11 protein-coding genes and 1 tRNA gene are annotated in these 11,904 nt (G+C 67.0%); 8 read left to right on the top strand and 4 right to left on the bottom strand.

The window, feature by feature from the left end; genetic code table 11:
• Positions 1–1,548: DUF4118 domain-containing protein (locus OXS31_RS07395; protein ID WP_267398570.1), on the top strand; the 1,548-nt coding region annotated here is incomplete at its 5' end.
• Positions 1,549–1,610: 62 nt separating this feature from the next.
• Complete coding sequence (locus tag OXS31_RS07390) at positions 1,611–2,300, top strand: response regulator (protein ID WP_027599528.1); 690 nt, start codon at positions 1,611–1,613, stop codon at positions 2,298–2,300.
• Between the two features lie 304 nt (positions 2,301–2,604).
• Here OXS31_RS07390 and OXS31_RS07385 read toward each other — a convergent pair whose 3' ends face one another.
• The 4 genes from OXS31_RS07385 to OXS31_RS07370 all read right to left on the bottom strand — a co-directional run bounded on the left by OXS31_RS07385 (position 2,605) and on the right by OXS31_RS07370 (position 5,246).
• On the bottom strand, positions 2,605–2,979 hold the full coding sequence (locus OXS31_RS07385) for a histone-like nucleoid-structuring protein, MvaT/MvaU family (protein ID WP_007158514.1): 375 nt from the start codon (positions 2,977–2,979) through the stop codon (positions 2,605–2,607).
• Positions 2,980–3,327: 348 nt separating this feature from the next.
• The gene (locus OXS31_RS07380) at positions 3,328–3,903 is read right to left on the bottom strand and encodes a hypothetical protein (RefSeq protein WP_027599529.1); all 576 of its coding nucleotides are present in this window, start codon (positions 3,901–3,903) and stop codon (positions 3,328–3,330) included.
• Positions 3,904–4,060: 157 nt separating this feature from the next.
• Positions 4,061–4,137: transfer RNA gene (locus tag OXS31_RS07375), tRNA-Asp, on the bottom strand.
• Between the two features lie 161 nt (positions 4,138–4,298).
• Complete coding sequence (locus tag OXS31_RS07370) at positions 4,299–5,246, bottom strand: LysR family transcriptional regulator (protein ID WP_267398559.1); 948 nt, start codon at positions 5,244–5,246, stop codon at positions 4,299–4,301.
• A gap of 180 nt (positions 5,247–5,426) precedes the next feature.
• Between OXS31_RS07370 and OXS31_RS07365 the strand changes: the two genes are divergently transcribed.
• From OXS31_RS07365 to OXS31_RS07340, 6 genes are all read left to right on the top strand, one after another.
• Entirely contained in the window at positions 5,427–6,725 is a 1,299-nt protein-coding gene (locus tag OXS31_RS07365) for an MFS transporter (protein ID WP_267398557.1), read from the top strand.
• 12 nt (positions 6,726–6,737) lie between these two features.
• Entirely contained in the window at positions 6,738–7,922 is a 1,185-nt protein-coding gene (gene rhmD / locus OXS31_RS07360; protein ID WP_267398555.1) for an L-rhamnonate dehydratase, read from the top strand.
• Between the two features lie 21 nt (positions 7,923–7,943).
• A complete protein-coding gene (locus tag OXS31_RS07355) occupies positions 7,944–9,278 on the top strand; it encodes an MFS transporter (RefSeq protein ID WP_042133913.1) in 1,335 nt (444 codons plus the stop codon).
• Between the two features lie 20 nt (positions 9,279–9,298).
• A complete protein-coding gene (locus tag OXS31_RS07350) occupies positions 9,299–10,099 on the top strand; it encodes an HpcH/HpaI aldolase/citrate lyase family protein (RefSeq protein ID WP_074582576.1) in 801 nt (266 codons plus the stop codon).
• A gap of 13 nt (positions 10,100–10,112) precedes the next feature.
• On the top strand, positions 10,113–11,546 hold the full coding sequence (gene aldA / locus OXS31_RS07345; protein WP_267398552.1) for an aldehyde dehydrogenase: 1,434 nt from the start codon (positions 10,113–10,115) through the stop codon (positions 11,544–11,546).
• A 120-nt stretch (positions 11,547–11,666) separates the two neighbouring features.
• Complete coding sequence (locus tag OXS31_RS07340) at positions 11,667–11,891, top strand: DUF2188 domain-containing protein (RefSeq protein WP_267398550.1); 225 nt, start codon at positions 11,667–11,669, stop codon at positions 11,889–11,891.
• The last annotated feature ends 13 nt before the right edge of the window (positions 11,892–11,904 follow it).

Genomic DNA, 11,904 nt, shown 5'->3' with positions numbered 1-11,904 from the left:
CGGCTTCTGCCCGAACAGCGGGGTGACGGCGCCGAGCAGCGCCAGCTTGGCGACCCGCGCCGAGCCATCAAGCCCGGCCCCTATGGCGCCGCCGTCCTGGCGACCGCTGTGGCCGCGGCCATCGCCGAAGGCCTGTCCGGACTGCTGGAACTGCCCAATATTTCGCTGATCTTTCTGGCCGCCGTCCTGCTGGTGGCGGTCCGCAGCAGTCGCGGTCCGGCGCTGTTCTGCGCCCTGCTGGGCTTTCTTGCCTACGATTTCCTGTTCATCCCGCCGGCCTTCTCGCTGACCATCAACCGCGAGCAGGACGTCCTCACCCTGGCCTTCTTTCTGCTGATGGCCCTGCTCACCGGCGACCTGGCCGCCCGTCAGCGGCGCCAGCTGCAGGCGCTGCGCCGGACCCAGCGCGAGACCCTGGCGCTGCTGGACTTCACCCGCCAGCTGAGCGCTGCCAGCGATCGTCAGGCGGTGGCGAGCGTCACCCTCAAGCAATTGGGCGACGCCACGCGCCACGTCTGCCTGCTGTTGCCGGAAAAGGCGGGGCAGCTGGTGAGCCAACCGGGCGATCTGCACCTGGCCGACAACGAACGCATCGCCGCGGAATGGGCCTGGAAGCAGGAAAAGCCAGCGGGGCGCGGCACCGATACCCTGCCCTCCGGCGGCTGGTGGTGGTGGCCGCTGCTCGGCGAGGGCGGCAGCCTGGCCGTGCTCGGCATACGGCGTGACGACGGCCAGCCGCTGGATCACGCCGAGCGTCGCCAGCTGGCCAGCTTGGCGCAGCCGCTGGCCCAGGCCCTGGCCCGGGTCCGCCTCAGCGAGGATCTCGAGGCCGCACGGCTGCACGGCGAGACCGAACAGTTGCGCAGCGCCCTGCTCGCCTCGGTGTCCCACGACCTGCGCACACCGCTGACGGTGATGCGCGGCTCCATCGATGCCCTGGCTACCCTGGGCGAAGCCATACCCGCCAGCGATCGCCAGGAGTTGCTGGAGGCCACCCGCCAGGAGGCCGAACGCCTAGACCGCTATATCCAGAATCTGCTGGACATGACCCGCCTCGGCCACGGCAGCCTGCAGCTGGCGCGGGACTGGGTCGACCCCGGCGACATCCTCGCCAGTGCCCTGCAACGCCTGCAGCCGCTGCTGACGGGATTGCGGGTAGCCACCCGGATCGAGCCGGGTCTGCCGCTGCTCTGGGTTCATCCGGCGCTGATCGAACAGGCGCTCGTCAATGTACTGGAGAACGCCATCCGCTTCTCCGCACCCGGCGGGCGGCTGGAGATCAGCCTGCTGCGCCAGGGCAATGAACTGCAGCTGGCCGTGGCCGACGAAGGCCCGGGCATTCCGCCCGAGGATCGCACGCGGATCTTCGACATGTTCTATACCGCGGCGCGCGGCGATCGCGGTGGCCAGGGTACCGGTCTGGGTCTGGCGATCTGCCAGGGCATGGTTGGCGCCCATGGCGGACGGGTCAGCGTGGAAGACGGCCTGGACGGTCGCGGCACCACGATGCGCATGCACCTGCCGCTGCCCGCTCCTCCGGCGGCATAAGACTGGCTCATGCGGCAGCCGCAGCGGCTATGATGACGCCCTCTCGTGTGGAACCCGTTCAGATGCCCGCTCACGTCCTCGTCATCGACGATGAACCCCAGATCCGCAAATTCCTGCGCATCAGTCTCGCGGCCCAGGGCTACCAGGTCAGCGAAGCCGCCACCGGCACCGAAGGCCTGGCCCAGGCGGCGTTGGGCCAGCCGGACCTGGTGATTCTCGACCTGGGTCTGCCCGATCGCGACGGCCAGGAGGTGCTGGTCGAATTGCGCGAATGGTCCGCGGTGCCGGTGCTGGTGCTGTCGGTGCGGGCGGACGAGCGCGAGAAGGTCCGCGCCCTGGATGCCGGCGCCAACGACTACGTGACCAAGCCCTTCGGTATCCAGGAATTCCTGGCGCGCAGTCGCGCCCTGTTGCGCCAGACCTCGGCCACGGCGAGCCAGCAGGTGGCGGCGCTGGAGGTTGGCGATCTTAAAGTGGATTTCGCCTATCGCCGGGTCACACTGGGCGGCAGCGAAGTGGCCCTGACGCGCAAGGAATACGCCGTGCTGGCCGCCCTCGCCCAACATCCGGGACGGGTGGTGACCCAGCGGCAATTGCTGATCGATATCTGGGGCCCGACCCATGCGCAGGACAGTCATTATCTGCGCATCGTGATTGGCCATCTCCGACAGAAGTTCGGGGACGATCCGGTAGCACCGCGCTATATCGTCACGGAGCCCGGCGTGGGTTATCGCCTGCGCGCCGAAGGTTAGCCTTGCTGGGCTGAATGCCGCTTATCCAGTGCGGAAACAAGCCGCCTTCGCCGTTATCCCCGCACCCTAGACCCTCTGCATAAGTCTGAATGGCACTGGCCTTTCTTATGAGCCTGGAGGCGACTAAAAGATATGATGAATGCGGGGGTGATTGCAGCTAGAGCAGCTGCCTGGAACATATTCGTCCCTGGTAAGGACTTGAAGAGGGCGGAAGTGCGCGAGGTGAAGAGGCTGCAGCGGTGGGAAAAGATTCCAGTCGGTAGACTCGCCTTGCACGACTACCGACTGGAATCCCGTCGAGACGTTACTGCAACCAGCCTTCCACGGTATCGGCGCCGTGTTCGGCTTTCCAAGCCTTGAGCAACTTGTGGTTGCCGCCCTTGGTTTCGATGATTTCGCCGGTCTTGGGATGCTGATAACGCTTGGTGCTGCGCGGACGACGCTTGCCTGCCGGCTTTTCCGGATGCGGCGTCTGCGCCTTGTGCTTGGGGGCAGCGTTGGGATCCAGGATGCCGATGATATCGCCCAGGTTCATGTGGTATTCATCCATCAGGGCCTGGAGCTTACTTTCGAATTCGATTTCTTTTTGCAGGGAACTGTCCTGCTTGAGATCTTCGAGCAGCTGCAATTGGGCGCGAAGTTGCTCTTCGGCGGCACGGAATTCGGCGAGACGGGACATGGGCACTCCTGAGGGCTATTTGAAAAAGCGGGTGGAAACTTCGCCCGCGGGCGAAAGTTGCACGCGACAATAAAGGATTGATGCCCCGGATGCCAGCGACAAGTAATCCTTTTGAAAAAATAGAGGCCACTTCTTGTGTCTGCAAGTTTGAATATTAAGAAAACCTTAAGCCAGGCCGCGGATTGGCGCCAACAAGGTCTTGCGAGGCCTCTTCGCAAGTTACCCGGTAGTAACCGAAGCCATCAAAGAACAGCCAGCCAAGTAAGAACGCTCAACTAAACTGCATAATCATGCAGAAGTTGGCAAAACTTCCAGGCTTGGACCTGGCTAGACGCTCTGGCATGCGCCTCAGGCCGAGGCGTCCAGGTCTGGCTGGGCTTCGGGCAGGGGCTGCCAGTTGAAGGTCTGGGCTATTACCCGGCGGTATTCGGTATCTATGGCCACGGGCGTGCGCCGGATATAGTCCCGCGCATGGGCCTGCCGCTCGTGATCGAGGGTGCGCAGATAGTGGAGCGCTTCGGCCGCCGTGGGCATGCGCTGATTCAGACCACCACTGCGCGGCGGCAAGGCCGTCCAGACCACGGCGTCGACGCCCTGCTCCGCGGCCCAGGCGGCGATGCGCGGCTGAAAGGGCGAATGCGGACCACTCGGCCAGCTGCCGATGCATTCGGGCTGCTCTCTTGGCACCCCCTCGCGCTCACGCAGGGCGTCGCGCGCTTCTTCCAGGGTGTCGACCGCCAGATAGGCCCAGAGCACCTGGACCTCGGCCACACCGTCACAGATGACCGTGGCCAACTCGCCGCTGTCACCTTCCCGGGCGAATTCGATGGGCAACCTGGGGCCGTCCTCGAACCAGTCCGAGGCGACCGGCAATTCCGCCGCCTTCCAGATCAACGACCCCCAACCCAGACAGGCGATCTTCATGGCCACTCCTACGCATCGACGTTAGGCCATTGGAGACTAACGAAGCGTCGGGGGTTTCCTGGCGGCAAGACTTGGCGACAAAGGTGCAGGACGAAAAAAAGCGGCCTCGAGGGCCGCTTCTTTCGCTACCCGCGAGCCAGAGCTCGCGGGTGGTAGGTGGCGCAGCGGACGGGACTCGAACCCGCGACCCCCGGCGTGACAGGCCGGTATTCTAACCGACTGAACTACCGCTGCGCATGGAAGCCTTGCGGCATCCTGCTGGCACTTGCCGAGAACCTGTTCAGCGGGGTTCTCTGCACCAGCGGCCGCTAAGATACTGATTTTTCAGGGAAGAAACAACAGGCGTAGCGAAAATATTTCTCGCCGTGCACAGCCGGCGGCGTCCCCCGTCTCGTTCAGGCCGCGGCGCCAGCGGCCTGCTGCCTGAGCAGGCCGAGAAAGCCTTCCAGGGCCGCGCTGGGTACCTGCCCCTTGCGCAGCAGGATACCGAAGGGCGTCAGGGGTTCGGTGATCTCCAGGTCGAGCGAGACCATCAGCCCGGTACGCAGGTGATCGCGCACCACCGCCTCGGTCAGCACCAGGATGGCGTCGGTGATCTGTACCAGCTGCAGCATGGCGAACACCGAGCCGCATTCGATGACGTCCGCAGGAGGTGGCAACTGGCGCCGGGCGAAGGCGGCCTCCAGCGCCACCCGGGCCGGACTGGCCTCGGGCTGCAGGATCCACGGCCACTCGGCCACCAGTTCGGCCAGATCGGGCGCGGCGCGCCCGGCCAGCGGATGCCCGGTGCGCACCACCACCGCCAGGTGCTCGTTGCCCAGGGGCTCGAAGGTGAAGCGACCGAGATCGGCCGGCTGGGTGAAACGGGCGATGGCCACATCGATCCGCTCCTGCTCCAGCAGCTCTGTGAGCTGGTCGCTGGTGTCGCCGAGGATGCGTAGCTGGAGGCCCGGCTGGCGCGCCTTGCTCTCGGCGATGGCCCGCACCACCAGATCGGGCAAGGCGCCCATGATGGCGCCCACCGCCAGATGCCCATAGCCACCGGAGCGCCGCGCATCGAGGTCTTCGGCGCAGCGATCCAGGCCATTGAGGGCGCGACGGGCGAACTCCAGGATCTCTGCCCCCAGCGCCGTGGGCTTCAGGCCGCGCGCCTGGCGTTCGAACAGCGCGCAGCCAAAGGCTTCCTCGACGTCCTGCAGCATCCGCGTGGTGGCTGGCTGGGACATGTGCAGGGCTTCCGCGGCGCGGTGCAGATTGCGGGTGCCGGCCAGGGTCACCAGCATCAGCAGGTGCTTGTAGCGCAGGCGACTGAACAGCGCGCGGGCATGGGGGGAAGCGTTCATCGGCGGCGTCCTGATGGGGCGAGCGGCGGCGGGTCCTGCAGGGCGGGAAGGCTCTGGCCAAGCCCCGCGCACGAATCGATACCTTAAGGGTATCGGTCCTAAACAAAAAGCGATTATCCAGGCATTGCAACTGCGACTACCTTGAGCCGTGGCCGAATCACAACAACAAGAGAGATCGCCATGCACACCATCCTGTCACCGGGGCTGGTCGCCAAGGTCACCCGGCGCCTGCTGCCCTTCCTGCTGCTGATGTACGTCATGGCCTTTCTCGACCGGGCCAACGTGGGTTTCGCCAAGGTCGCCTTCCAGGCCGACACCGGCATCTCCGACGCGGCCTTCGCCTTTGGCGCCGGGGTCTTCTTCGTCGGCTACGCCTTTCTCGAGATTCCCAGCAACCTGATCATGCACCGCGTCGGCGCCCGGCTGTGGATGTGCCGGATCATGGTCAGCTGGGGTCTGATCTCCGCCGCCATGATGTTCGCCCACACGGCGACGGCCTTCTATGTGCTGCGCTTCTTGCTCGGGGTGGCCGAAGCCGGCTTCTTCCCGGGCGTCATCCTCTACCTCACCTACTGGTTCCCCTCGCGCTACCGCGCCCGAGCACTGGGCTTCTTCTACTTCGGCGCACCCCTGGCCTTCATCTTCGGCAGTCCGCTGTCGGGCCTGCTGCTGGAATTCGACGGCCTCGGCGGTCTGCACGGCTGGCAGTGGATGTTCCTGGTCGAAGGGCTACTGGCCAGCCTGGTGGGTGTCTGGGCCTGGTTCTACCTGGACAATCGGCCGCGCGATGCCCGTTGGCTGAGTGCGGAAGAAAAGCAGACGCTGCAGCAGGCGCTGGACGCCGAGGACGCCGCCAAGCCGCACCACGGCGGCCTGCTGCGCCTGCTCGGACAGCCGCGCATCCTGCTGCTGTGCAGCATCTACCTGCTGATCCAGGCCAGCGTCTATGGCGTGGTCTTCTATCTGCCGACCCAGGTGGCCGGGCTACTCGGGCAGAAGGTCGGGCTGCTGGTCGGCCTGGTCTCGGCTATTCCCTGGGTCTGCGCCCTGCTCGCCGCCTGGCTGATCCCCAGCTGGTCGGATCGCACCGGCGAACGCCGGCGCACCGCCGCCGCCACCCTGGCCATCTCCGGTCTGGGCATCGCCGCCTCGGTGACCTTCTCGCCGCTCTATGCCCTGATCGCCCTGTGCTTCGCCGCCGCCGGCTTCATCGCCGTGCAGCCGCTGTTCTGGACCTTTCCGTCCGACCAGTTGCGCGGTAGCGCCGCCGCGGGCGGCATCGCCCTGATCAATACCTGCGGCGCCATCGGCGGCTTCATCGCGCCCCTGGCCAAGCGCTGGGCCGAGGTGACCTTCGCCCACCCCGGCGCCGGCCTCTATCTGCTCGCCGGCACCACCCTGGTCGCCGCCGCCCTGATCCTCGGCCTGCGCCGCCGCGACCAGGCCGATCCCCAACCCCAGCTCACGCCCAGTCATTAAGGGAGCCTCGCCATGACCCTACCCACCATCAAGCAGGTGCGCGCCTACACCCTTCGCGGCGGCGGCGCCGACTACCACGACCAGGGCGACGGCCACTGGATCGACGACCACATCGCCACGCCCATGGCCAAGTACCCGGAATACCGCCAGAGCCGGCGCAGCTTCGGCATCAATGTGCTGGGCACCCTGGTGGTGGAAGTCGAGGCCAGCGACGGCACCGTGGGCTTCGCCGTCACCACCGGCGGCGAGCTGGGCGCCTTCATCGTCGAGCGGCATCTGGCGCGCTTCCTGGAGGGGGCCAAGGTCACCGACCTGGAAAAGATCTGGGACCAGATGTACCTCTCCACCCTCTACTACGGGCGCAAGGGCATCGTGCTCAACACCATCTCCGGGGTGGATCTCGCGCTCTGGGACCTGCTCGGCAAGCTGCGCCAGGAGCCGGTGCACCAGTTGCTCGGCGGCGCGGTACGTGACGAACTGCAGTTCTATGCCACGGGCGCCCGGCCGGACCTGGCCAAGGAGATGGGCTTCATCGGCGGCAAGTTGCCGCTGCAGCATGGCCCGGCCGAGGGCGAGGAAGGCTTGCGCAAGAACCTGGAGGCCCTGGCGACCATGCGCGAACGGGTCGGCGACGACTTCTGGCTGATGCTCGACTGTTGGATGAGCCTGGACCTCAACTACGCCACCCGCCTGGCCCAGAGCGCCCAGCAATTCGGTCTCAAGTGGATCGAGGAGGCGCTGCCGCCGGACGACTACTGGGGCTATGCCGAACTCAAACGCAACGTGCCGAAGGGCATGCTGGTCACCACCGGCGAGCACGAAGCCACCCGCTGGGGTTTCCGCCTGCTGCTGGAGATGGGTTGCTGCGACATCCTCCAGCCCGACGTCGGCTGGTGCGGCGGCCTCACCGAGCTGATCCGCATCTCGGCCCTGGCCGATTCCCACAACGCCCTGGTGGTTCCCCATGGCTCCTCGGTCTACAGCTACCACTTCGTCATCACCCGCACCAACAGTCCCTTCGCCGAGTTCCTGATGATGGCGCCCAAGGCCGACGAGGTGGTGCCCATGTTCCATCCGCAGTTGCTCGACGAACCCGTCCCGGTGCGCGGCCGCATGCGCGCCTCGGCGCTGGATCGGCCCGGCTTCGGCGTGCGCCTCAATCCGGAGTGCGCCCTGGAACGTCCCTATCGCCACTGAGGCCTTGCCTAGGAGGGCTGGATGAAAGCGACCCAAGACACCCTGGCGACGCCCCTGCCGGATGCGCGCCCCGCGGCGACGCCGCTGCCACCCAAGAGCGCCCGGCTCAAGCGGGTCCAGGTGATCGCCCTGGCGCTATTGGTGCTGGCCGGCTTCGTCAACTACCTGGACCGCAGCACCCTGGCCATCGCCAACCAGACCATCAGCGGCGAACTGGGCTTCACGCCGACCGAGATGGGCCTGCTGCTGTCGGCCTTCGCCTGGGCCTATGCCTTCGCCCAGCTGCCCATCGGCGGCCTGCTGGATCGCTTCGGCGCGCGCCTGACCCTGGGCCTGGGCATCTGCCTCTGGTCCATCGCCCAGGGCGTGCTCGGGCTGCTCAGCAGCCTGCACCTGATGATCCTCGCCCGCGTCGGCCTGGGCATCGGCGAGGCGCCGCAATTCCCGGCCGGCGCCAAGGTGGTCAGCGAGTGGTTCAACGTGCGCGAGCGCGGCCTGCCCTCCGGCATCTTCAACCTCTCCTCCTCGCTGGGACCGGCGATCTCCCAGCCGATCCTCACCGCCCTGCTGCTATGGCTGGGCTGGCGGCAGATGTTCATCGCCATGGGCGTGCTGGGCGTCCTGGTGGCGGCGCTCTGGTACCTGAGCTATCGCGACCGGGTCCAGGTGGCGCTGGACGCCGCCGAGCGGGCCCACCTGGACGCCGGGCTGCCCCCCCAGGACGCCGGCCAGAGACTGACCTTCGCCGACTGGCTGGGGCTGTTCCGCCGCCGCCTGACCTGGGGCGTGGTGATCGGCTATGTGGGCATCATCTACATGCTGTCGCTGTTCCTGACCTGGCTGCCGGCCTACCTGGAGCGGGTCCATCACCTGTCCCTGTCCCAGGCCGGCTGGGTCGCCAGCCTGCCGTTCCTGGCCGGCGCCTGTGGCGTGATCGGCGGCGGCCTGCTGGTGGATCGCCTGACCCGCAGCGGGCGCAGCCTGGCCTTCAGCCGCAAGCTGCCGATCTGCGGCGGTCTGGCCGCAGCCGGGCTGTTCGCCCTGTGCAGCGCCGGGGTGACCGGCATCGGCAGCGTCATCCTCTGTTTCAGCCTGGCGCTGTTCAGCCTCAACGTGGCGGTGGCCGGCACCTGGTCGCTGGTCAGCGTCGCCGTGCCCTCGCACCAGGTCGCCTCGCTGGCCAGCATCCAGAATTTCGGCGGCTACTTCGGCGGCGCCTTCGCCCCGGTCATCACCGGCATGATCGTCCAGCAGACCGGCTCCTTCGGCCTCGCCCTCGGCATCGCCGCCGCGGTCGCGGTGGCCGGCGCCCTGAGCTACGGCCTGCTGGTGCGCCTGCCCGATACCCCTTCCTGATTCCCCTGGAGACCACCGTCATGGACCTGCCACGCAATCCCTTCAAGGCCCGCCTCACGGGCAGCGATACCCTCTATGGCCTCTGGGCCGGCTTCGCCACCGGCTACGCCGCCGAAATCGCCGCCAGCACCGGCTACGACTGGCTGCTGATCGACGGCGAACACGCACCCAACACGGTGCCGAGCATCCTCGCCCAGTTGCAGGCGGTGGCGCCCTACCCCACGGCGCCGGTGGTGCGCTGCGTGACTGGCGATGCGGTGCTGATCAAGCAGTTGCTGGACATCGGCGTGCAGACGCTGATGGTGCCCATGGTGGAAACCGCCGACCAGGCCCGCGCCCTGGTGCGGGCCATGCGCTATCCCCCGCATGGCATCCGTGGCGTCGGCGGCGGCCTGGCCCGCGCCACCCGCTGGGACGCGGTGCCCGACTACCTGCACAACGCCCATACCGAGCTGTGCCTGATCGTCCAGGTGGAATCGCGACTGGGCAGCGACAACGTCGCCGAGATCGCCGCGGTGGAAGGGGTGGACGCCGTCTTCGTCGGTCCGGCCGATCTCTCCAGCGGCCTCGGTCACGCCGGCAATCCGGGCCATCCCGAGGTGCAGGCGCGCATCCGCGCCGCCATCGACGCCACCCGCGCCGCCGGCAAGGTGGCCGGGATCCTGGCGCCCCAGGAAGACGATGCCCGGCGTTATCGCGACTGGGGTTGCCAGTTCGTCGCCGTCGGCATCGACATCAGCCTGTTCCGCCAGGCAGCGCTGGCCAACCTGGCCCGCTATCGCCCCCTCGACGCGCCCCAGGCGCCCTCTCGCACCTACTGACCTAGAGTCCGCCATGGCCGATCTGCCCCTTTACCAGAACTACGTCGATGGCCGTTTCCTGCCGGCCGCCGAGGACTTTCTCGTCCACAACCCGGCCACCGGCGAGGCCCTAGCCCGGGTGCCGGCCTCCAGCCGCGACGACGTCGACCAGGCCATCGCCGCCGCCCGCCGCGCGCAAAAGGCCTGGGCCCGCAAACCGGCGATCGAGCGGGCCGGCCATCTCAGACGCATCGCCGCCAAGCTGCGCGAGCAGGCACCACGACTGGCGCAAACGATTGTCGCCGAACAGGGCAAGATCCACGGTCTGGCCGAGGTGGAGGTCAATTTCACCGCCGACTACCTCGACTACATGGCCGAGTGGGCACGGCGCATCGAAGGCGAGATCATCACCAGCGACAGACCCGACGAGCAGATCTTTCTGCTGCGCAAGCCACTGGGCGTGGTGGCCGGCATCCTGCCCTGGAACTTCCCCTTCTTCCTGATCGCCCGCAAGCTGGCGCCGGCGTTGCTCACCGGCAACACCATCGTCATCAAGCCCAGCGAAGAAACCCCGATCAATGCCCATGAATTCGCCCGCCTGGTGGCCGAAACGGATCTGCCGCCCGGGGTGTTCAACCTGGTCAGCGGCGCCGGTTCCGTGGGGGGCCAGCTCAGCGCCCACGCCGGCATCGACATGGTCAGCTTTACCGGCAGCATCGCCACCGGCTCGCGGATCATGGCCGCTGCCGCACCGAATTTGACCAAGCTGAACCTGGAGCTGGGCGGCAAGGCGCCGGCCATCGTCCTGGCCGATGCCGACCTGGACCTGGCGGTCCGGGCGATCCGCGATTCACGCATCATCAACACCGGGCAGGTATGCAACTGCGCCGAGCGGGTCTATGTGGAGCGCGCGGTGGCCGAGGACTTCATCGAGCGCATCGGCCGCGCCATGGCCGCCACCCGCTATGGCGACCCCCAGGCCGACACCAATGTGGAGATGGGACCGCTGATCAACGCCGCCGGTCTGGACAAGGTGGCGGCCAAGGTCGACGTCGCCCTCGGCCAGGGCGCCCGCCTGGTCACCGGCGGCCGCCGTGCCGACCTGGGTCGCGGCTTTCACTTCCAGCCCACGGTGCTGGCGGACTGTCGCGCGGACATGCCGATCATGCGCGAAGAGATCTTTGGCCCCGTGCTGCCGATCCAGATAGTCGATGATCTCGACGAAGCCATCGCCCTGGCCAACGACTGCGAATACGGCCTCACCTCCTCCGTCTATACCCGCAGCCTGGGCAAGGCCATGCACGCCATGCGCGAGATCGACTTTGGCGAGACCTACATCAATCGGGAGAACTTCGAAGCCATGCAGGGCTACCACGCCGGGGTACGCAAGTCCGGCATCGGCGGCGCCGACGGCAAGCACGGCCTCTATGAGTACACCCATACCCAGGTGGTCTATCTGCAGGGCTGAGTAGCGCGGCCTGTTTCTGGCCTGGCTGCGCCGCTTCGCTCGAATGTTCTTGAGCCAAAGCGGGTCGAAACAGGCGCAACCCAAGACCAGGCAAGGGCCAAAGGGCCCCAGGGAGACCAGATGCAGAACTACCACATCCTACCCACCGACACCGGCTGGGAATTCAAGGAAGAGCACGGCGATCGCGCCCTGCTCAAGGCCTCGACCAAGGACGCCATCGTCCACCAAGCGGCGCAATACCTGGACGGCAAGACCGGCAGCGTCAAGATCCACACCTCGGATGGCCGCATCGAGGAAGAGCGCACCTATCCACGCAGTGCGGACCCGGCGAAATCCAAGGGCTGAGGTCGAGGCGCCT

It is taken from the genome of Pseudomonas sp. GM_Psu_1 (genome assembly GCF_026544185.1).
GTDB lineage: Bacteria > Pseudomonadota > Gammaproteobacteria > Pseudomonadales > Pseudomonadaceae > Chryseomonas > Chryseomonas oryzihabitans.
This window is presented reverse-complemented; position numbering and strand designations above follow the sequence as displayed.